The following is a 20,982-nucleotide window of genomic DNA, read 5'->3' on the forward strand; positions in this document are numbered from 1 at the left end:
GCATGCTGGCGATTTTCTGCGACACTCCCGGTCAACTCACCGCCAAGGACTTGCCCAAGCCTGTGCGCGGTGAAGGTGAAGTACTGGTGCGCATTCGCCGCATCGGCGTCTGCGGCACGGATCTGCATATCTTCACCGGCAACCAGCCCTATCTTTCCTATCCGCGCATCATGGGTCACGAACTTTCCGGCACTGTGGAAGACGCGCCGGAAGGCAGCCATCTTTCTGCTGGCGACGTAGTCACCGTCATTCCCTATATCTCCTGCGGCAAATGCAGCGCCTGCTTGAAGGGCAAGAGCAATTGCTGCCGCAACATCGGCGTTCTCGGCGTTCACCGCGATGGCGGTATGGTCGAATATCTGAGCGTGCCACAACAATTCGTGCTGAAGGCGGAGGGGTTGAGCCTCGATCAGGCGGCCATGACCGAATTCCTGGCCATCGGCGCGCATGCGGTGCGTCGCGGAGCGGTCGAAAAGGGGCAGAAGGTTCTGATCGTCGGCGCCGGCCCGATTGGCATGGCGGTTGCCGTTTTCGCGGTTCTCGATGGCGGCGAAGTGACCATGATCGACGGACGTACCGACCGGCTGGATTTCTGCAGGAAACATCTTGGCGTCGCGCATACGGTTGCACTCGGCGAAGGTGACAGGGACCGTCTTTCCGACATCACCGACTGCGATTTCTTCGATGCGGTCTTCGATGCGACCGGCAACCCGAAAGCCATGGAGCGTGGCTTCTCCTTCGTCGGCCATGGTGGTTCCTACGTGCTGGTCTCCATCGTCGCCAGCGATATCAGCTTCAACGATCCGGAGTTCCACAAGCGTGAGACGACGCTGCTCGGCAGCCGCAATGCCACGCCGGAGGATTTCGAACGGGTGTTGCAGGCGCTGCGGGAAGGCAAGGTACCGGAAGCGCTGATTACCCACCGCATGACACTTGCCGATGTGCCTTCCAAATTCGCCGGACTGACGGATCCGAAAGCCGGCGTCATCAAGGGCATGGTGGAGGTCGCATGACGCCCGATACGCCTATTCTGCAATTCGGAACCAGCCGCTTTCTTCTGGCACATGCGGACTTGTTCGTTTCGCAGGCGCTGGATAAAGGCGAGGCTCTCGGGCGCATTGCAATTGTCCAGACCACGGGCAATGCGGAGAGCCTGAAGCGCGTTGCGGCGTTGAACAGCGGTGCACCCTACCCCGTGCGTATTCGCGGTATCAGCGATGGGCAGGAGGTGGACGAGGAAATTCAAGGCAAGGCCGTCGCGCGGGCATTGACGGCTGCGACCGACTGGGTCGAGGTGCGCCGCCTTGCCTGCGAGGCCGAGGTCATTCTATCCAATACGGGCGATAGCGGTTATGAGCTGGATTCGACTGATAATGCCGGGCTTGCTGGCGATTTCACGATCGTACCGAAAAGCTTTCCCGCAAAACTCTGCGTGTTGCTGCTGGAGCGTTTTCAGCGCAATCCGGAAGCACCTGTGTCCATCTTCCCCTGTGAGCTCGTGCCGCGCAACGGCGAAAAGCTGAAACAGATCATTCGCCAGCTTGCCGATGAATGGCAATTGCCGGCGGGCTTTGCCTTTTATCTGAATGAGAAGTGCCGTTTCGCCAATAGTCTGGTGGATCGCATCGTTTCCGAGCCTATCGATCCGGTAGGTGCCGTGGCCGAACCCTACGCGCTTTGGGCGATAGAGAGGCAGGACGGGCTTGTCCTTCCCTGCACTCACCCTTCCGTGGTGCTGACGGACGATCTCGATCACTATGAAAAGCTGAAGCTTTTCCTGCTCAATCTCGGCCATTCCTATCTGGCGGAACGCTGGTCGCAGGATGCGCGTGCTAAGGACGAGACGGTGCGTCAGGCAATGGCCGATGATGCGCTGGTTGCGGATCTGGAAACGCTCTGGCGGGATGAGGTTCTGCCGGTCTTTGCGGCTGAAGGCATGGGAGATGAGGCTGAGGCCTATATCGGAGTGTTGCGCGAACGTTTGCGCAATCCGTTTCTCGCGCATCGGCTGGCCGATATCGCCGGCAATCACGATGAAAAGAAGCGTCGCCGATTCATCCCGATCATCGCTGCTGCGGAACGGCTGGGATTGAACCTGCCGCAGCGTCGGCTGCGTGCGGCGCTTGCCACCATCAAGCAATAATGGAGTTCGTCATGCAGCGCATGGGCATGGTCATAGGCGTCAAGCCCGAGATGATCGCAGAATATAAAAGGTTGCATGCCGCCGTCTGGCCGGAAGTTCTGGCGCTCATCAGCGACTGCAATATCCGCAATTACACGATATTCCTGCGCGAGCCGGAAAATCTGCTCTTCGGCTATTGGGAATATCACGGCAGCGATTTCGGCGCCGATATGGCGAAGATGGCCGCGAGCCCCAAGAACCAGGAATGGTGGTCTTTTACCATTCCCTGCCAGCAACCGCTCGAAAGCCGGAAGGAAGGCGAGTGGTGGGCCACGATGGAAGAAACCTTCCACCACGATTGAATGATTTCCTTTGACACTGACCGCGAGTGACCGGCCATGACCATAATTACAGATCTGCGTGTTTTCGACCTGCGTTTTCCCACATCCCAGAGCCTCGACGGTTCGGATGCGATGAACCCCGACCCGGATTATTCGGCGGCTTACGTTATTCTCGACACCGACGAGCCGGGCCTGAAGGGCCATGGCCTGACCTTCACCATCGGGCGCGGCAACGACATTTGCTGCATGGCCATCGAGGCGATGCGCCATCTGGTGGTGGGCACCGATCTTGCCACCGTCACTGAGAACCCCGGCAAATATTGGCGGCATCTGACCAGCGACAGCCAGCTGCGCTGGATCGGGCCGGACAAGGGCGCGATGCATCTCGCCACCGGCGCGGTCGTCAATGCCGTATGGGATCTGCTGGCCAAGAAGGCGGGCAAGCCTGTTTGGCAGCTTGTTGCCGATATGAGCCCGGAAGAAATCGCCGATATCGTCGACTATCGTTATCTGACCGATGTGCTGACCCGTGACGAGGCGCTTGCGATCCTAAAGAAAGCCGAAAGCGGCAAGAAGGAGCGGATCGAGACGCTGAAGAGCGAAGGCTACGCATGCTACACGACGTCGGCCGGGTGGCTCGGTTATGACGACGCCAAGCTGCGCCGTCTTTGCCAGGAGGCCATCGATGCCGGTTTCAACCATGTTAAGATGAAGGTCGGCCGTGATCTGGAAGACGACATCCGCCGTCTCACCATCGCCCGCGAAGTGATCGGCCCCGACCGTTACCTGATGATCGACGCCAACCAGGTATGGGAAGTGGATCAAGCGATCGACTGGGTGAAGAAGCTCGCCTTCGCCAAGCCCTTCTTCATCGAGGAGCCTACCAGCCCGGACGATATCGCCGGCCATCGCAAGATCCGCGCGGCTATCGGCCCGGTGAAGGTGGCGACCGGTGAAATGTGCCAGAACCGTATCATGTTCAAGCAGTTCATCGCCGAAGGCGCCATCGACGTGGTGCAGATCGACAGCTGCCGCATGGGCGGTCTGAACGAGGTGCTGGCGGTGCTGCTGATCGCCGCCAAATACAATTTGCCGGTCTGGCCGCATGCCGGTGGCGTCGGGCTTTGTGAATATGTGCAGCATTTGTCGATGATCGACTATCTGGTGGTTTCCGGTACCAAGGAAGGTCGCGTCATCGAATATGTCGACCACCTGCATGAGCACTTTATCGAGCCCTGCGATATCAGAAATGCCGCTTACATGCCGCCGAAACTGCCGGGCTTTTCCATCGAAATGAAGCCGGAGTCGATCGAGACCTATACGTTCGAGGAATAATCGAAGGATGACAGCGCCTCTTCGAGGCGCCGCCACTCCGTTTCGCTCCCGGGAAGGCCTAAACGCATGTCGTTCGGCCTTTCATCAAAAATGCGCACCAGAATGCCGCGTCGGCCAAGATGGCTGAAGAGGTCTGCGGCGCGGGGATCCCGCACCAGAGTAAATAGCGACGTGCCGCCGGCAATCGCCAGCCCTGCCTTTTCCAGCATGTCATTCATGCGCCGGGCCTCCTCGGCAAGACGCAGACGCATGGACGATTGCCATTCCCCGTCCGCCAGAGCCTGCGTTGCGATAAAAAGCGCCGGGCCGGAAACCGCCCAGGGGCCGAGCCTTGCCTCCAGTTCAGCGGCGATACCGGGCTGCGCAATCGCGAAACCCAACCGAACCCCCGCCATGCCATAAAATTTGCCGAAGGAGCGCAGCACCACCAGCGCATCCTGACCGGCGGCATTTGCGAGGCTTTCGGCAAGTCCCGTCTCGATGAAGGCTTCGTCCACCACGAGCAGCCCGCCCTTCCGGTGCATGGCTTCGGCCAGCGACAACAATGCGGCGCGATCGGCGATGCGGCCATCGGGATTATTGGGATTGACGACCACAGCATAGTCATGGGCCGACAGTTCATTGATGTTTTCTACTTCGGTCACAGCCAGTCCGGCCATGCGCGCCGTGCGGGCATGTTCCGCATAGGCGGGCGAAAGCACGGCGCCGCTTTTTGCCCTGCGGCCGAGAGCGATCTGAGCCAGCAATGGCATCAGCATCTGGGTTCCGGGGGAAAGAGCCACATGCCGGGCGGAGGGTGCACCGAAATGGGTTGCCGCCAGATGTTTCAATTCTTCGGCGGCATCCGGTTCCGGCAGGCGGGTGAATGCGCTGGCGGGAATGGGCGAATGCAGGTAGGAGTGCGAATTGATCCCGGTCGAAAGGTCGATCCACGGTTCAGGCGCTTCCGGAAACATCAGCCGCGCCCTGCCGAGATTGCCGCCGTGACGGATCGCAGCCTTCGCCTTTTCTGATACTGTCTCGCCCATGTTCTTTGCTCTCGCTTTCCTGTCGCTCGTAATCGAACGCCTGACCGGCTATCCGGACTGGCTGTTCAAACGCATCGGCCATCCCGTCACCTGGATCGGTTCGCTTATCGCGCTGCTGGATAAAAAATGGAACCGGGAGAGCGCGTCATTTTCACAGCGCAAGGCGGCAGGTGTGGCCGCTCTGGCCGTTTTTGTCGGGCTGACGCTGCTTGTTGCGTGGTTTGCGCAATCCGCTCTGCTTCTCTTCCCCTTCGGTCTTTTGCTGGTTGCCGTGCTGGGCGCTTCGCTTCCGGCCCAGAAAAGTCTTGAGCAGCATGTCGAGGCTGTCGCCACCGCTTTGGAGCGCGAAGGGGTGGAAGGTGGCCGAAAGGCGGTATCGATGATCGTCGGCCGCGATCCGCAAAAGCTGGATGAGGCGGCGATCTGCCGGGCGGCGATCGAAAGTCTGGCGGAGAATTTTTCCGACGGCATCGTGGCCCCCGCCCTCTGGCTTGCACTCATGGGCCTGCCGGGCGGGGCGGCCTACAAGGCGATCAATACGGCCGACAGCATGATCGGCCATCGCTCGCAACGTCATGAGGCCTTCGGATGGGCCTCTGCCCGGCTGGACGATCTGGTCAATCTGCCAGCCTCGAGGCTCAGCGGCGGTCTTTTCGTGGTCGCCGCGTTTTTCGTCAAGGGCGCATCGTCCAGCGGGGCGGTTGCCGCGATACGTCGCGATGCCCGCCATCACCGTTCCCCCAATGCCGGCTGGCCGGAGGCGGCACTGGCCGGCGCGCTTGGCTTTGCGCTTGCCGGGCCTCGCTCCTATGGCGGGCAGATGATCGACGCGCGTTTCATGGGCGAAGGCGGAAGGGCGGCGCTGGTTGCGGGGGATATTCGCACGGCGCTGCGGCTGGCGCGGGTTGCCGACCTGCTGTTGATCGGCCTGTTCGGATTGCCGGCAATCCTTATCGCGCTATAGCAAGTAGCCTGTTGAGATCGAGGTGCTGTTCCATGTGCGCCGCAAGGCGATCAAGAACGGTGTCCACCTGCGCATCGTAGTTCAGTGCCGTGCCGTGTCCGCCAAGCCGCTCAAGCCACGCGCCGCGTTGGTGGTCATCTGAAAAAAGGCCATGGATATAGGTGCCGAAGATGCGGCCGTCAGGTGATATGGCGCCGTCTTCATGCCCGTCAATTTTCGAAAAAGGCAGGTTGTCGGGTCCGGCAGCGGTTTCGCCGACATGCATTTCATAGCCGGATAAATCAATTCCGTCGAAACTTTTCCCTGTAACGGAAACCAGTCGCTTGTCACCCGTCAGAATAGTGTCGACATCCAGCAGGCCGAGCCCGTCGACCGTCGCTGGCGGACCTTCGATACCGTCAGGATCGGCAATGGTTCTTCCAAGCATCTGGTATCCGCCGCAGAGACCCAGGATATAGCCGCCGCGTCTCACATGCGCCTTGATATCGATGTCGAGGCCTGCACTTCTCAGCACGGCAAGATCGGCGATGGTGGATTTCGAGCCGGAAAGCAGGACCAGCCGGCAATCGGCAGGAACGGTTTCGCCCGGCCGCACGCGGATCAGTTCGACATCCGGTTCCATATCCAGCGGATCGAGATCATCGAAGTTGGAAATATGCGGCAGGATCGGCACGGCGATGCGGATCTTCGCGCCCGGTTTTCGCTCAGCCGGGCCGGAAAGCCCGAGAGCATCTTCCGCCGGCAATTTTGCGGCGTCGGCAAAATGTGGCAGAAGCCCGATCGGGCTCCAGCCGGTCTTTTCGGCAATTATCCGCATGCCGTCCGAAAACAGGGTCGGATCACCGCGAAAGCGGTTGACGATGAAACCTTCGATCATCGCCGCGTCATCGTTTTCGAGCACTGCTTTCGTGCCGACGAGGCTGGCGATGACACCGCCCCGGTCGATATCGCCGATCAAGATGACGGGCGCGTCCGCGGCTCTGGCAAAACCCATATTGGCGATGTCATTGGCACGCAGGTTGATTTCGGATGCGCTGCCCGCCCCTTCCACCAGAACCAGATCGGCCTGTTGTTTCAGGCGGTCGAAGCTTTCCAGCACGCGCGGCATCAGCCCGGCCTTCATGTGCTGATAATCAGCTGCCCTGGCATTGCCGGCGATCTTGCCCTGGACGACCACCTGCGCGCCGGTCTCGCTTTGCGGCTTCAGCAGTACCGGATTCATGTGAACGGAGAGCGGCACGCCCGCCGCCCGCGCCTGCAGCGCCTGTGCGCGGCCGATCTCCCCGCCATCGGCGGTGACGGCCGCATTATTCGACATGTTCTGCGGTTTGAACGGCATGACGGAGAGGCCGCGCCTGACGAAGGCGCGGGCAAGCCCGGCCACCATCAGCGACTTGCCGACATCCGAGCCGGTTCCCTGAAACATCAGCACCCGTGCCGCCATGTCAGAATTCTATCCCCGCCTGCGCCTTTACGCCCGCCTTGAAGTGATGCTTCACGAGGGTCATTTCCGTCACCATGTCGGCGGCGTCGATCAGCGGCTGTTTGGCATTGCGGCCGGTGACGACCACATGCAGATCGGGCCTGCGGCGGACAAGCGTTTCGACCACCTCCTCCAGCGGCAGGTAGTCGTAACGCAGCGCGATGTTCAGCTCGTCGAGGATCAGGAGACCGATAGTCTCGTCGGCCATCAGGAGCTTGGCTTCTTCCCAGGCCTTTGTGGCCGCCGCAACATCGCGCTTCAGATCCTGCGTGTCCCAGGTGAAACCCTCGCCCATGGTGCGCCAGACAACCTTGTCGCCGAACAAAGTCAGCGCCTGCTGTTCGCCCGTTGACCATGCGCCCTTGATGAATTGCACGACGCCGACCCGCCGTCCGGTGCCGAGCATGCGCAGGGCAAGGCCGAAAGCGGCCGTGGACTTGCCCTTGCCGGGACCGGTGTTGATCATCAGCAGGCCTTTTTCGATGGTCTTTGCCGCAACTTCGGCATCCTGCACCGTCTTGCGGTTGACCATTTTCTGCCGGTGGCGTTCGGCTTCGCTGTCGCTGATGTCGCGTATCATTGCATTTTCCTTTTCATCCAGTGGCGCGGGATCCGCTGCCACCCGCCGTTCGGAGCGGCGACTATACCCAATTTGCCGCACCCGGCAATGCGCCGGCCACGGGGCCGCGGCATTGACCCTTCCGCCCGTTCAGCCTAAGGGTAGCGAACTGACGGTCTTTTCGCGGCAACGGGAAAAGCTAAGAGGGAACACGGTTCCAACCCGATCACCGGGTCATTCCGTGGCTGCCCCCGCAACTGTGAGCGGTAAGCCCGCACCGTAAAGCCACTGGACCCTTAAGATGGTTCGGGAAGGCGGTGTCAGGGTGTAAAGCCGCGAGCCAGGAGACCTGCCGTTTCAGGAAAAACGTCTGTCGGGCGGGGTGCTCCGGTCAGTCGGTTAGATCGAACATCCGGTTTGCGCCTGTCCGCATGCCGTTTTCGATATCCGCACCCCGAGATATTTTTGCAAGGCGCGGGAAACGATACGGTTTGGATATTTCAGCGACATCTTCATCTGCAGGCGGAAACACGCCGGACGAAACGGCGTCCGGCGTGATCGTCTTCGTTTGCAGGAGCTGTCGCGATGAAGCCGATCCCAATGCCGAACCGCGCCCCGGTTCGCATCTTGTCAACGCCGTCATCGCAAAGGCGGAGGAAACGGGTATCACCGTTCATTCCGTCAACTGCCTCGCCAATTGCAAGCGCGGGCTTAGTGCCGTACTGCGCAGTGCCAGCGGCTGGTCCTATGTTTTCGGCGGGCTGACCCCCGGTGATGCGGAAGATTTGCTGACCGGCGCGCGGCTGCTGGCTGCCGCCCCCGATGGCCTGATGCCCTGGCGCGGCCGCCCTGAACCCTTAAAGCGCGGCATGGTGGCGCGCATTCCCCCATTCGATTTTACCGAGGAGAAATCATGAGCACCCTTCTGGACCGCGTTCCCTGCACGATTGTTACCGGCTTTCTGGGGGCGGGAAAAACCACGCTGCTGCGCGGGCTTCTAGAAAAGCTGGATGGCAAGCGGCTGGCGATCATCGTCAACGAATTCGGCGATATCGGTATCGATGGCGAAATTCTCAAAGGCTGCGGCATTGAGAGCTGCCCGGAAGAAAACATCGTCGAACTGGCCAATGGCTGCATCTGCTGCACGGTGGCGGATGATTTCCAGCCCGCCATCGAACAGATTCTAAGCCGCCAGCCCAAGGTGGAGCATATCCTCATCGAGACCTCGGGCCTTGCCCTGCCAAAGCCGCTGGTGCAGGCCTTCCAGTGGCCGGCGATCAAGAGCCGCGTGACGGTGGATGCCGTCGTGGCGGTGGTGGACGGCGCCGCCCTTGCCGAAGGTCAAGTGGCGCATGACATGGAAGCGCTCGCCGCCCAGCGGGCCAATGACGAGGCACTCGATCACGATGACCCGGTCGAAGAGGTTTTCGAGGATCAGGTCGCCTGCGCCGATCTTATCGTGTTGACCAAGGCCGATCTTCTTGATGATGCCGGTCTGGACAAGGCCAAGGCGCATGTTCTCGAACATCTGCCGAGGGCGGCAAAGATCGTTGTGGCCTCGAATGGCGCCATCGACCCCGCCGTTCTGATCGGTCTCGGCCTTGCGGTGGAAGAGGATATCGAAAACCGCCGCACCCATCATGATGGTGAACTTGACCATGAACACGATGATTTCGACAGCTTCGTCATCGACCTGCCGGCCGTGACCGATCCGGAAGCGCTGGCAGCCCGTATCGCCGAGACGGCGGCTGCGGAAAATGTCCTGCGTATCAAGGGCTTCATCGAGGTTTCCGCAAAGCCGATGCGCCTGCAGGTGCAGGCTGTCGGCAGCCGCGTCAACCACTATTACGACCGGCCCTGGGCGGCGGGTGAAGAGCGCCGCAGCCGCCTCGTCGTCATCGGCGAAAAGGGTCTTAACCGCGAAAAGATCGAACAGATGCTGGCCGCCTGACGATGCACATCCTCGCCACCACGTCCTCGTCTCTGGACGATCTGATAGAGCCGGTTGATCTCAACCAGCCCCGGTCGGATGTGGTGATGCTGTCCTTTTCGGCAAGCGATCTGGCGGGGCTGGAACAGGCGTGGCGGAAAACAGAGGGTGCACTTCCCTCTCTGTCAGCCGCCAACCTGTCCGAGCTTCGGCATCCCATGTCGGTCGATCTTTGGATCGAAAAGACGGCGGAACATGCCAGCGTTATCCTTATCCGGATTCTCGGCGGTGCGGAACGCTGGCGGTACGGCGTCGATCAGCTTTCCATTCTTGCGCGTAAGCACGGCATCAAGCTTCTGCTTTTGCCGGGTGAGTGCAGCGAAAGGGACGAGAAGCTTGAAGCGGCCTCGACCGTCGATAGGCGGATTTTGGGCTCGGTCCTCTCCTTCTTCCGCGAGGGCGGGCAGGAAAATATGGACCGGCTTGCTTTTGGTCTTGCCGCTCTTGCAAGGGGCGAGGCATGGCCGGATATCGAAGCCGAACCGCTACCGAAAGCCGGTTTTTACCGGCCCGGTATGGGCGTTGTGGATCGGCTGGAAGCCTGTGCGGGTTTTCCCGCCGATGCGCCGGTTCTGCCTATTCTCTTTTACCGCTCCATGCTTCTGGCGGCGGATGCCGCGCCTGTGGAGGCGCTTTTCGAGGCGCTCTCGCAGCGCGGCTTTGCGCCCTTGCCGATTTTTGTCAGCGGCCTGAAGGATGGCGAGGCGGTTCGGTTCCTCGAAACGGCGCTGCCCGATCTGAAGCCCGACGCCATCATAACCGCTACAGCCTTTGCCAGCCAGACGGATGACGCCGGCGCAACCCTGTTCGACCGTCTCGGCGTGCCGGTGTTTCAGGTGGTGATGGCGACGACGCGACGCGATGGCTGGGCGGAAAATGCCCGTGGCCTCAATCCCTCCGATCTTGCCATGCATGTCGTCCTGCCGGAGCTGGATGGCCGGATTCTCGCCGGTGCGATCTCGTTCAAACAGACGCGAATGGATGGCGGCGTCAGTCTCCTGAATGTGCCAGAGCCTGACCGCGTCGCACAGGTGGCAAATCGTATCGCCGCTTTCCTGCGGCTGCGGAATGCCCCTCCTCGAGATCGCCGCATCGTCATTCTGATGCCGGATTATCCCGGTGCGGCACCCGGGCGAACCGGTTATGCCGTCGGCCTCGATGTGCCGCAAAGCGTGCTCGAAATGCTGCGCGATCTGGCCGGGGCCGGCTATGCGGTCGAGGATATTCCTGAAACCGCATGGGCTTTGCTCGAGCGTATCGAACAGCAGGGAGCGGCAATTGATCTTCCCGCTTATGACGCTCATTTTTCCGCCCTGCCGCCGGCTGCCGCCGCATCCGTAAACGCGACATGGGGTGTGGCAACGGATGACGACGCACTCGTTGATGGTGCGTTCCGGTTCCGCGCCGCCCGTTTCGGCGAAGTGTTCGTGGCGCTCGCGCCGGACCGGGGCCGTAACGAGGATCGCCGGGTGGATTATCACGACCCTGCCCTGCCACCTCGCCATGCTTTGGTTGCCTTCGGTGCGTGGATGCAGCGGGTCGCCGATGCGCATGCCATTGTGCATGTGGGGGCGCATGGAACGCTGGAGTGGTTGCCCGGCAAGACGGTGGCACTTTCCCGCGATTGTTTTCCCGAAATCGTCACCGGCCCACTGCCGGTGGTCTATCCATTCATCGTTTCCAATCCGGGCGAGGCGGCGGTCGCCAAGCGGCGTATCGCGGCCGTGACCATTGGCCATGTTCCGCCGGTGCTGGTGAATGCCGGGCTTTCGCCGGAGCAGTCGGCGCTGGAACAGCTGGTCGACGAATATGCGCAGGCGGATGGGCTGGATCGCCGCCGCCGTGACCGGCTGGCGAAACTGATCGTTGAAAAGGCGCGGGAGACCGGGCTTGCGGCTGAGGCGGGCGTGGATGCGAAGGACGATGCCGATGCGGCGCTGTCGCGCATTGACGCCTTTCTCTGCGACCTCAAGGATTTCGCCATCAAGGACGGTCAGCATGTTTTTGGCCGCTGTGCCGAGGGCGAGACCGATCTTCTGCGGCTTGAAAGCGCCGAAGCGGAAAAGACTGCCTTGGTTGCTGCGCTCGATGGTCGGCATATCGTCCCAGGCCCTTCCGGCGCACCTGCGCGCGGACGTCTCGACGTGCTGCCCACCGGCCGCAATCTCTATGCCGCCGATCCGCGCACCATGCCAACACCGACGGCATTCGAGCTGGGGCGCATGGCGGGCGAAGAGGTGCTGCGGCATCATCTGCAGTCCCATGGCGACTGGCCGAAACATCTGGTTTTCGATCTGTGGGGCAGCGCCAGCCTGCGCAATGGTGGTGAGGATGTGGCGCAGGCGCTGCATCTGATGGGGGCGAGACCGATTCACGACCCCGCCACAGGCCGCGTCACCGGCATCGAGGTTCTGCCGCCGGCGAGCCTGGGGAGGCCCCGTGTCGACGTCACCTTTCGCATTTCCGGCCTGTTCCGCGATATGTTTCCGGCGCTGATCGCGCTTCTTGACGCCGCCGCCAAGGCCGTTGCGCGGCGGGAGGAAGCGCCGGGCGACAACCCTCTGGCGGAAGAGGCCGCCACGCTCGGGTATATTCCGGCGCGCATTTTCGGCTCCGCGCCCGGTACTTATGGCGCCGGTATCGAAGAAAAGCTTGCAAGCGGTAAATGGGAGGAACGTGAGGAGTTGGGCCAGGCCTATCTCGATGCGGCGAGCCACGCTTTCGGCGGTGGGGATGGGCTGGAGATTTTCGAAGATACCGGTTTTGTGGAACAGGTCAGGCGCGCCGATCTTCTGGTTCATAGCGGCGACGATCCGGGCCGCGACCTTCTGGACGGTTCTTCCGATGTCGCCTTCATCGGCGGTTTTTCCGCCGCGAAGGCTGTGCTTGGCGGCGTCGCCGATATTGTCGCGCTGGATACGACAGATCCGGCGCGCCCGCGTGCAAGGTCGATGACGCAGGCGCTGACGCGGGTGGTGCGCGCGCGCGCCGTCAATCCCCGCTTCATCGCCGGGCAGATGCGGCACGGTCCGCGCGGCGCGGCGGAATTCGTCGAGACGGTGGATCGGCTGATCGGCTTTGCCGAAACCACCCATGCGGTGTCCCCCTCGTTAATCGAGGCGCTTTACGATGCCTATTTCGGTAATGAGGACGTGCGCGATTTCATCCTGCGGGAAAACCCGAAGGCGGCGCAGGTGATGGCCGAACGGTTTTTATCCGCCCGCCGTCGCGGCTTGTGGCATAGCCGCCGCAATGCGGTGGATGCGGAACTGGAAATGTTGATCCTGCCACTTTCTGAAAGGGTGGAGGCGTGATGATGGCCGCTGCCGAGCCCGTTCAGCCATTTGGCCGCCGCGGCCTTTGCCCGGCCCTGTCTGCCCCCATGCGTACCGGAGACGGTTTTTTGTCCCGGATCGCTTTCGAGGCTGATATCGTCCCGCGTGACATGGTGGCGCTTTGCCATCTTGCCGAGCGGCATGGCAACGGATTGATCGACATCACCGCCCGCGGCAGCCTCCAATTTCGCGGCCTGACGCTGGAAAATGCCTGCGTCTTGGAAAAAGATGTTCTCGCGCTGGATTTGCCGCTTCGTGAGGGGCTGGCAGTCGAGACGTCGCCTCTTGCCGGTCGGGATGACGCAGAAATTGCTGACGGCCGTTCTCTCGCCGAGGATATTCGCAAAGAGGCCGAAAGGCTCATTCTCCATGAAAAGCTTGCTGCCAAAATGTCTGTCGTCATCGATGGCGGTGGACGTGTCTCCATGGGAGATTTGCTGGCCGATATTCGCCTGAAAGCAGTCTCTCTGGACGATCGGACCTTCTGGCGGCTGCTCGTGGGTGGGCCGGAAAGCAGGGCGCTGAGTGCGGGATTGGTTGAGACGGACGCGGCGGCGGGTGCCGTTCTGTCGCTGCTCGTTCATCTGGCCGGCAAGGGATCGCTTGCTCGCGGCCGCGATCTGGACCACGCGACGATAAAAGCAGTTTGCGGCGACCGTCTGCTGGTTCGGGTGATCATGGACGTCGCCACGGCGGCTTCGACCCCTTGGGGGCTGATGACGACGGGAAAGGATGGCTTCGCCCTTGGTATTGCGCCTGCTTTCGGGCAAATCCGGGCCTGCGATTTGTCAGATCTCTGCGAACGGGCTGGTGTGCTGGGTATCACGGCCTTGCGGCCAGCACCAAATCATAGCCTGCTATTTTTCGGATCGTCATCTGCCTGCGAGGCATTGCTTGATACTGCAAGGGCGTCCGGTTTCATCACGACGGATAGTGATGCACGCTCTTGCATCGCCGTCTGTCCCGGTGCGCCGGGCTGCGCTTCGGCTTTTCTTCCCACCCATGAATTGGCTGCCTTTGCTTCTGAGCAATGCGCCCCGTTGCTGGATGGCTCCTTCACGCTGCATATTTCCGGCTGCGGCAAGGGCTGCGCGCACCCCGCGCCGTCGCTTCTCACTTTGTCCGGGACCGCCGACGGCCTGGCCTTTTCGATTTCGGGCCGCGCCGGTGACGTGCCGGACGGCATTTTACCTTTCCAGCATCAGAGAACGGCGCTTTCGCGGCTTGCCCGTCTTTACGAAAAAGAACATAAGCCCGGGGAAACCGCCGCCACCCTTTTTGCCCGGCTGGGCAAACAGGCGATCGGTGCGGCGCTTCGACAGGATGACCGATGACCGACTATGACTATATTCGCGACGGCAATGCGATCTATGAGCGCTCCTTCGCCATCATTCGCGAAGAAGCGGACTTATCCGCCTTTACCGAAGAGCAGGCGGATATCGCCATTCGTATGATCCACGCCTGCGGGCAGGTGGAGGCGGCCAGTCATTTCCGCTTTTCGCCGGATTTTGTTGCCGCTGCGCGTGGTGCTCTACGAGCCGGCAAGCCTGTTCTCTGTGATGCGGAAATGGTTGCCCATGGCGTGACGCGCGCCCGCCTTCCGGCTGATAATGATGTGGTCTGCACCCTTCGCGATCCCCGAACGCCTGACATTGCGAAAAAGATCGGTAATACCCGTTCTGCCGCCGCGCTCGATCTCTGGGCGGAGAGGCTGGAGGGAGCGCTGGTCGCCATCGGCAATGCGCCGACGGCCCTGTTCTATCTTCTGGAGATGCTGGAAAAAGGCGCCCCGCGCCCGGCCGCCATCATCGGCATGCCCGTCGGCTTTGTCGGTGCGGCGGAATCGAAAGACGCGCTGGAGGCAAGTTCGCTTCGCATTCCCTATGCCATCGTCAAGGGACGCATGGGTGGTTCGGCCATGACGGCTGCCGCCATCAACGCGGTTGCGAGGGCTGGCCTGTGAGCGCGGCTCTTTTCGAACATCCGAAGGGTAAACTCGTGGGCGTCGGCACCGGCCCCGGCGATCCCGAGCTTCTGACGCTGAAAGCCGTGCGTGCGATTGAAAATGCCGATGTGCTCGCCTTCTTCTGCAAGAAGGGTGGCAGTGGCAATGGTCGCGGTATCGTCGAAGCCTTCATTCGCCCCGGCACGCTGGAAATGCCGTTGGTCTATCCGGTAACCGTCGAAAGCGACAAAAACGGCAACGATTATCGTGATGCCATCGCCGCCTTTTTCGATCAGTCGGCGAAGGATATCGCTGTGCATCTTGAGGCCGGGCGCAATGTTGTCGTGCTGTCGGAAGGCGATCCGCTGTTTTACGGTTCCTATATGCACCTGCATTTGCGTCTTGCGCCGTCCTATCCGGCGGAGGTTGTCGCGGGCATCACGGCCATGTCCGGCTGCTGGTCCATGGCCGGCCTGCCGCTGGTGCAGGGCGACGATATTTTGAGCGTTCTCCCCGGTACGCTTGGCGAAGACGTTTTGACGGAGCGTCTGTCCGGAACTGACGGCGCGGTGATCATGAAGGTGGGGCGCAACCTGCCAAAGATTCGCCGGGCGCTGGAAAGGGCTGGCAAGCTTGAAGACGCGCTTTATGTCGAGCGCGGCACGATGGCCAACAGCCATGCGGTGCGGCTCATCGAACGCGATGCATCGCCTGCGCCCTATTTTTCGCTGGTTCTGGTGCCGGGCTGGAAAACCAGACCCTCTGCAGGTGAAAAGCCATGACCGGCAGGCTCGTTGTTGTCGGCCTCGGCCCGGGCAGTGCGGCGCAGGTGACGCCGGAGGCGCTTGCCGCCGTCGAGGCATCGGAGGATTTCTTCGGTTATATTCCCTATCTCGACCGCCTGTCGCTTGGGCCGCACCAGCGCCGCCATGCTTCCGATAATCGCGAAGAGATTTCCCGCGCCGAGCAGGCTCTGCGGCTTGCGGCTTCGGGCGGCAAGGTCTGCGTGGTGTCCGGCGGCGATCCCGGCGTTTTCGCCATGGCGGCGGCGGTTTGCGAGGCGATCGAAAGCGGCCCCTCCGAATGGCGCGATATTGATTTTTCCGTCGTACCGGGTGTGACAGCCATGCTGGCGGTCGCCGCAAGGGCCGGCGCGCCGCTCGGCCATGATTTCTGCGCCATTTCGCTGTCGGATAATCTCAAACCCTGGGGCATCATTGAAAAACGGCTGATCGCGGCGGCGGAAGCCGGTTTTGTGATGGCTTTCTATAATCCCGTCAGCAAGGCACGGCCGCACCAGCTCGGTACCGCTTTTGATCTGTTGCGGGTGCATTTGCCCGGTTCGGTGCCGGTGATCTTCGGTCGCGCGGCAGGCCGGGCGGATGAACGTATCCGGGTCGTGCCTCTTTCGGAAGCATCGAGCGACATGGCGGATATGGCTACCTGCATCATCGTCGGTTCGGCTGAAACCCGTCTGATCGAACGTTCCGGCAAAGAACCGCTGGTCTATTCGCCGCGTTTTTCAAGAAGAGAGAGCTGATGGCGAATGGCGGTGAGCGCAGCTGCAATATCCGGTACCGTCACGTCATTCAGGCGCGCATCGTTTCGCTGTCGCGGCCGCTCGATCATGATGACCGGCAGGCCGAGTCGTCTCGCCGCTTCGATCTTGCCATAGCTGGCGCTGCCGCCGGAGTTTTTCGAGACCAATGTCTCGATGCGATCTTCTTCCAGCATGCGGATTTCATCATCCAGCGCAAAAGGACCGCGCGCGGTCATGTAGCGCGTCTGAGGCAGCTGCAGTGGCGGCTCCACCGGGTCGACGCTGCGGATGAGATAGTCGTGCTGGGGCGCGGCTTCGAAAGGAAGAAGTTCCTGCCGTCCCAAAGCCAGAAACACGCGCCTGCCTTCACTGCCGAGCGCGGTGACAGCCTGTTCGACGGTGTCGACCTCATGCCATCTGTCACCCGGTTGACGCTGCCAGGCAGGACGGGAAAGTGTGACCAGCGGAACTCTGGCAAGCCCTGCCGCCTCAACGGCATTGGCGGAAATTTTCGCCGCATAGGGATGGGTGGCATCCACGAGAATATCGAAACCCCCGGTGTGAATGAAATCCGCCAGCCCGACCGCGCCACCAAAACCGCCACTGCGCATGGGCACCGGCTGTTCGACCGGAGAGAGCGTGCGGCCGGCCATGGAGAGCAGAATTCGGTAGCCGGAGTCTTCCGCCAGCCTGCCGGCCAGAATGCGGGCATCCGCCGTGCCGCCAAGGATGAGTATGGAGCGTGTCATGACGTCTGAATATTCCGGAACGGTCAGTGCTTCTACTGAAAAGAGCGCTTCCACCGAAAAGAAAGAAAAGCGATGGCTTTCCATCGTGGGCATTGGTGAGGATGGGCTCGAGGGGCTGGGCCGGAACGCGATCCAGGCGATAGAGGCGGCTGAGATCGTTTTCGGTGGTAAACGCCACCTGGAACTGGCGGCTGCGGCGATTCGTGGAGAAGCGCGGCGCTGGCCGGTGCCGTTCGATACGGATGTGAGCGATGTCGTGGCGTTGCGTGGCAGGCAGGTTTGTGTGCTGGCTTCGGGCGATCCGTTCTTTTATGGCGTCGGTGTCACGCTTTTGCGGCATGTGGAGGCGGATGAGACAGTTTGTTATCCCTCGCCCTCCGCTTTCTCGCTGGCCGCCGCACGGCTTGGCTGGGCGCTGCAATCGGTCGAATGCGTTTCGCTGCACGGGCGTTCCATCGATCTCTTGCGGCCGTATCTACACGCCGGTGCGCGGATCATCGCGCTCACCTCGGACGCCCACGCCCCGGCCTTGATCGCGGAGTTGTTGTCCGATTTGGGTTTCGGCCAGTCGGAATTCGTTTTGCTCGAAGCCCTGGGCGGAGAGCGGGAGAGGCGGCGGCAGGTCAGGGCGGCTGATTTCGCCTTTGAAGACATAGATCCGTTGAATGTGGTGGCGATTGACGTCGTCGCGGCCGAGGGCGCCCGTATCCTGCCTTTTGCACAGGGACTGGATGACAGCCTGTTCGAACATGACGGGCAGATCACCAAGCGTGAACTCCGCGCCGTGACACTTTCTTCGCTTGCCCCACGGCGGGGCGAGTTGCTGTGGGATATCGGTGCCGGTTCGGGTTCGATTGGTATCGAATGGATGCTGTCCCATCCCTCGCTTCGTGCCATCGCCATAGAGCAACACCCGGAAAGGGCGGAGCGTATCGCCCGCAATGCCGAAGCTTTCGGTGTTCCGGCGCTTGAGGTCATGATTGGCGCAGCGCCTGCGGCTTTCGAAGGCTTGCCCCAGCCGGATGCAATCTTCATCGGTGGTGGCGGCAGTGAAGCGGGCGTGCTTGAGGGCGCCATGCACGCGCTGAAACCGGGCGGGCGGCTGGTTGCCAATGCGGTAACACTGGAAATGGAGGCGGTGCTGCTTGCCGCCCATGCGCGGCATGGCGGATCGATGATCCGTCTGGACGTGTCGCGGGTGGTTGCTGTCGGTTCCATGTCGGGCTGGCGTCCAGCGATGCCGGTGACGCAGTGGAGCTGGGCCAAGCCATGGTGACCGTGGCTGGTATAGGCTGCCGCAAAGGCATCGGTTCGGATGCGGTTATTTTGGCCGTGCGCGCCGCAGAGCAGGCTTTTGGCATGACGGCAGACTCTCTGGCGACCGCACCGCTCAAAGCTGAGGAAGCCGGTCTTGCGGAGGCGGCGAAAAACCTGTCGCTTTCGCTGGAAATCGTACCGCAGGAGCGGCTCGATGCGGCTGCTTCTAAAACAATGACATTTTCACAGGCAAGCCTTGATCATGCCGGCTCGCCAAGTGTGAGCGAAGCGGCGGCGCTGGCCGCTGCTGGAGAGAATGCAAGGCTGGTCGCCCCGCGTCTTGTGGTTGGTGATGTGACGGTGGCCATCGCAACGACTGACGATGCCCCACATGATAGCGGCTGCGTCATCGAACATGGAGAACAACAATGACGGTTCATTTCATCGGCGCCGGTCCGGGTGCCGCCGATCTCATTACGGTGCGCGGGCGTGATCTTATCGCCGCCTGCCCGGTGTGTCTTTATGCCGGGTCGCTGGTTCCGAAGGCGCTGATCGACTATTGCCCGCCGGGTGCGCGTATCGTCGATACGGCAGCACTTTCACTGGATGAGATCGAGGCGGAATTCGTGGCCGCAGCAAAGGCCGGCATGGATGTGGCGCGACTGCATTCCGGCGACCTTTCCGTCTGGAGCGCCATGGGTGAGCAGATCCGCCGGCTGGAACGGCTGGGTCTCGATTATACCGTTACGCCCGGCGTGCCCTCCTTTGCCGCTGCAGCCGCCACTTTGCAGCGGGAACTGACGGTGCCGGAAGTGGCGCAGAGCCTTGTGTTGACCCGTATTTCCGGGCGCGCATCGAAGATGCCTGACGGTGAGACGCTGAAGGCTTTCGGTGCAACGGGTGCGACGCTTGCCATCCATCTCGCCATTCATGCCATCGGCAAGGTGGTGGAAGAGCTGACGCCGCTTTACGGCTCCGACTGCCCGGTTGCCATCGTCGTTCGCGCCTCCTGGGCGGATGAGCGGGTCATTCGCGGCACGCTGTTCGATATTGAGGACAAGCTCGCCGCCGAACCGGTAGAGCGGACGGCCCTGATCTTCGTCGGGCGTGGACTTCAATCCACGGATTTTCGCGAAAGCGCGCTTTATAGCACCGACTATGTAAGGCGGTTCCGGTCTCCGAAAGAAGATGCGAAAGGCTGATGCGACGGCGTGGAGGCGGTGCGCCCCTTGAGCGCGCCCTGACGATCGAACACCAGAATATCAAGCGCAATGGCGGGCGTCTTCAGCGCCGCCGCTGCGGTTACCCAGGCTTTTTCCGCCACGATCGCACCGAGGTCTATTCCCGCACGTTCGGCCAGCTCAAAGGCGTGCGCGACCATGTTGGCCTGACGGATGGCAATGGCGAGATTTTCATCTCCTCCGGCTTCCGTCGCCAATGCCGCCAACGCATCGAGATCGGCCAGCCCCTTCTTGGAGTGCACATCGAGCATGCCCTGGGCGAGCTTGGTCATCTTGGCGACACCGCCGGCAATCGTCACCCGCTCGACGGGGTGGCTGCGCAGATATTTCAGCATGCCGCCGATGAAATCGCCCATGTCGATCAGCGCGGTTTCCGGCAGATCGTAAAGCGCCTGCCCGGCTTTTTCAGAGGTGTTGCCGGTGGCGCCCAGCACATGGGTGCAGTCGGTCGCGCGCGCCACATCGATGCCACGCCAGATGGAGTGGATCCATGCGGAGCAGGAAAAGGGAATGACGATGCCGGTGGTGCCGAGGATGGAAATGCCGCCGACGATGCCGAGCCTGCCGTTCAGGGTTTTTTCCGCCAGCTTCTCGCCATCGCGGACGGAAATCTCGACTTCGAAATCGGCACTTTCTCCGGCCACCTCGCGAATGGCGGTTTCGATCATCTTGCGCGGTACGGGATTGATGGCGGGTTCTCCCGGCGGCAGGGGCAGGCCCGGCCGGGTGATGGTGCCAACGCCCTTTCCGGCCTTGAAGGTGATACCGCTTCCCGGTTGACCCCGTCTGATGGTGCTTTCGATCAGCGCACCGTGGGTAACGTCCGGATCGTCTCCGGCATCCTTGACGACGCCGGCGCGGGCGAAGTTTTCGCCTTTTTCCTCGGTGGCGAGGGAAAATGCCGGCCTCGCGCCGCTTGGAAGTTCGACCTCGACAGGGTAAGGAAACTCGCCGGTCAGAAGGGCGGCGCAGGCCGCCTTCGTGGCGGCCGCCGCGCAGGTACCCGTGGTCCAGCCGCGGCGAAGGGTCTTTCCATCCGTATCCATATGAATTTCTATAGCCGGGACGGCTTTTTCCGTCATCGTTAAAAAGC

Annotated in this window: 20 protein-coding genes and 1 riboswitch; of the genes, 15 read left to right on the plus strand and 5 right to left on the minus strand. The window is 61.6% G+C overall.

Features of this window, described 5'->3' with window-relative positions; all coding sequences use genetic code 11:
* Positions 1-2: 2 nt before the first annotated feature.
* The 4 genes from AC5YUO_RS08120 to AC5YUO_RS08135 are packed head-to-tail and all read left to right on the plus strand — an operon-like array spanning position 3 to position 3,798.
* Entirely contained in the window at positions 3-1,013 is a 1,011-nt protein-coding gene (locus AC5YUO_RS08120; protein WP_496152937.1) for a zinc-binding alcohol dehydrogenase family protein, read from the plus strand.
* A complete protein-coding gene (locus AC5YUO_RS08125) occupies positions 1,010-2,143 on the plus strand; it encodes a mannitol dehydrogenase family protein (RefSeq protein WP_496152938.1) in 1,134 nt (377 codons plus the stop codon). The genes AC5YUO_RS08120 and AC5YUO_RS08125 overlap by 4 nt, the downstream gene beginning before the upstream one ends.
* Positions 2,144-2,154: 11 nt before the next feature.
* Entirely contained in the window at positions 2,155-2,484 is a 330-nt protein-coding gene (locus AC5YUO_RS08130; RefSeq protein WP_496152939.1) for an L-rhamnose mutarotase, read from the plus strand.
* Positions 2,485-2,520: 36 nt separating this feature from the next.
* Positions 2,521-3,798, plus strand: a complete 1,278-nt coding sequence (locus AC5YUO_RS08135) for an L-fuconate dehydratase (protein ID WP_496152940.1) — start codon at positions 2,521-2,523, stop codon at positions 3,796-3,798.
* Here AC5YUO_RS08135 and cobD read toward each other — a convergent pair.
* Positions 3,780-4,826, minus strand: coding sequence for a threonine-phosphate decarboxylase CobD (gene cobD / locus AC5YUO_RS08140; RefSeq protein ID WP_496152941.1), 1,047 nt, complete (start codon positions 4,824-4,826; stop codon positions 3,780-3,782). The genes AC5YUO_RS08135 and cobD overlap by 19 nt on opposite strands.
* On the opposite strand from cobD, the gene cbiB reads away from it, so the two are divergent.
* Entirely contained in the window at positions 4,825-5,790 is a 966-nt protein-coding gene (gene cbiB, locus AC5YUO_RS08145; RefSeq protein ID WP_496152942.1) for an adenosylcobinamide-phosphate synthase CbiB, read from the plus strand. The genes cobD and cbiB overlap by 2 nt on opposite strands.
* Here the strand turns inward: cbiB and AC5YUO_RS08150 are convergent.
* Entirely contained in the window at positions 5,777-7,234 is a 1,458-nt protein-coding gene (locus AC5YUO_RS08150; protein ID WP_496152943.1) for a cobyric acid synthase, read from the minus strand. The two genes, cbiB and AC5YUO_RS08150, sit on opposite strands and share 14 nt — an antisense overlap.
* A 1-nt stretch (position 7,235) precedes the next feature.
* The gene (gene cobO, locus AC5YUO_RS08155) at positions 7,236-7,853 is read right to left on the minus strand and encodes a cob(I)yrinic acid a,c-diamide adenosyltransferase (protein ID WP_496152944.1); all 618 of its coding nucleotides are present in this window, start codon (positions 7,851-7,853) and stop codon (positions 7,236-7,238) included.
* Positions 7,854-7,988: 135 nt separating this feature from the next.
* A riboswitch (cobalamin riboswitch) is annotated at positions 7,989-8,203 on the plus strand.
* Positions 8,204-8,323: 120 nt separating this feature from the next.
* On the opposite strand from cobO, the gene AC5YUO_RS08160 reads away from it, so the two are divergent.
* The 7 genes from AC5YUO_RS08160 to AC5YUO_RS08190 are packed head-to-tail and all read left to right on the plus strand — an operon-like array spanning position 8,324 to position 16,642.
* Complete coding sequence (locus AC5YUO_RS08160) at positions 8,324-8,749, plus strand: DUF1636 family protein (RefSeq protein WP_496152945.1); 426 nt, start codon at positions 8,324-8,326, stop codon at positions 8,747-8,749.
* Entirely contained in the window at positions 8,746-9,783 is a 1,038-nt protein-coding gene (gene cobW, locus AC5YUO_RS08165; RefSeq protein ID WP_496152946.1) for a cobalamin biosynthesis protein CobW, read from the plus strand. The genes AC5YUO_RS08160 and cobW overlap by 4 nt, the downstream gene beginning before the upstream one ends.
* 2 nt (positions 9,784-9,785) lie before the next feature.
* Positions 9,786-13,136: a cobaltochelatase subunit CobN gene (cobN, locus tag AC5YUO_RS08170; protein ID WP_496152947.1), complete on the plus strand. Its 3,351-nt coding sequence runs from the start codon at positions 9,786-9,788 to the stop codon at positions 13,134-13,136.
* Positions 13,136-14,491 carry a precorrin-3B synthase gene (cobG, locus tag AC5YUO_RS08175; protein ID WP_496152948.1) on the plus strand — a complete coding sequence of 452 codons (1,356 nt, stop codon included), beginning with the start codon at positions 13,136-13,138 and terminating at the stop codon, positions 14,489-14,491. Before cobN ends, cobG begins: the two co-directional genes overlap by 1 nt.
* The gene (locus AC5YUO_RS08180) at positions 14,488-15,120 is read left to right on the plus strand and encodes a precorrin-8X methylmutase (RefSeq protein WP_496152949.1); all 633 of its coding nucleotides are present in this window, start codon (positions 14,488-14,490) and stop codon (positions 15,118-15,120) included. The genes cobG and AC5YUO_RS08180 overlap by 4 nt, the downstream gene beginning before the upstream one ends.
* Positions 15,117-15,884 carry a precorrin-2 C(20)-methyltransferase gene (locus AC5YUO_RS08185; protein ID WP_496152950.1) on the plus strand — a complete coding sequence of 256 codons (768 nt, stop codon included), beginning with the start codon at positions 15,117-15,119 and terminating at the stop codon, positions 15,882-15,884. The genes AC5YUO_RS08180 and AC5YUO_RS08185 overlap by 4 nt, the downstream gene beginning before the upstream one ends.
* The gene (locus tag AC5YUO_RS08190; RefSeq protein WP_496152951.1) at positions 15,881-16,642 is read left to right on the plus strand and encodes a precorrin-3B C(17)-methyltransferase; all 762 of its coding nucleotides are present in this window, start codon (positions 15,881-15,883) and stop codon (positions 16,640-16,642) included. Before AC5YUO_RS08185 ends, AC5YUO_RS08190 begins: the two co-directional genes overlap by 4 nt.
* Here AC5YUO_RS08190 and AC5YUO_RS08195 read toward each other — a convergent pair.
* Positions 16,609-17,391, minus strand: a complete 783-nt coding sequence (locus tag AC5YUO_RS08195; RefSeq protein WP_496152952.1) for a cobalt-precorrin-6A reductase — start codon at positions 17,389-17,391, stop codon at positions 16,609-16,611. The genes AC5YUO_RS08190 and AC5YUO_RS08195 overlap by 34 nt on opposite strands.
* Here AC5YUO_RS08195 and cbiE point away from each other — a divergent pair.
* The 3 genes from cbiE to cobM are packed head-to-tail and all read left to right on the plus strand — an operon-like array spanning position 17,390 to position 19,850.
* Positions 17,390-18,667 (plus strand): precorrin-6y C5,15-methyltransferase (decarboxylating) subunit CbiE, encoded by a 1,278-nt coding sequence (gene cbiE / locus AC5YUO_RS08200; RefSeq protein WP_496152953.1) that lies wholly within the window; start codon positions 17,390-17,392, stop codon positions 18,665-18,667. The two genes, AC5YUO_RS08195 and cbiE, sit on opposite strands and share 2 nt — an antisense overlap.
* A complete protein-coding gene (locus tag AC5YUO_RS08205; RefSeq protein WP_496152954.1) occupies positions 18,661-19,080 on the plus strand; it encodes a cobalamin biosynthesis protein in 420 nt (139 codons plus the stop codon). Before cbiE ends, AC5YUO_RS08205 begins: the two co-directional genes overlap by 7 nt.
* Positions 19,077-19,850, plus strand: coding sequence for a precorrin-4 C(11)-methyltransferase (gene cobM / locus AC5YUO_RS08210; RefSeq protein ID WP_496152955.1), 774 nt, complete (start codon positions 19,077-19,079; stop codon positions 19,848-19,850). Before AC5YUO_RS08205 ends, cobM begins: the two co-directional genes overlap by 4 nt.
* On the opposite strand, the gene AC5YUO_RS08215 is transcribed toward cobM, so the two are convergent.
* Positions 19,805-20,935, minus strand: coding sequence for a cobalt-precorrin-5B (C(1))-methyltransferase (locus AC5YUO_RS08215; RefSeq protein WP_496152956.1), 1,131 nt, complete (start codon positions 20,933-20,935; stop codon positions 19,805-19,807). The two genes, cobM and AC5YUO_RS08215, sit on opposite strands and share 46 nt — an antisense overlap.
* Between the last annotated feature and the right edge of the window lie 47 nt (positions 20,936-20,982).

The sequence above is a fragment of the Agrobacterium sp. LEGMi-208b genome, from assembly GCF_059511785.1.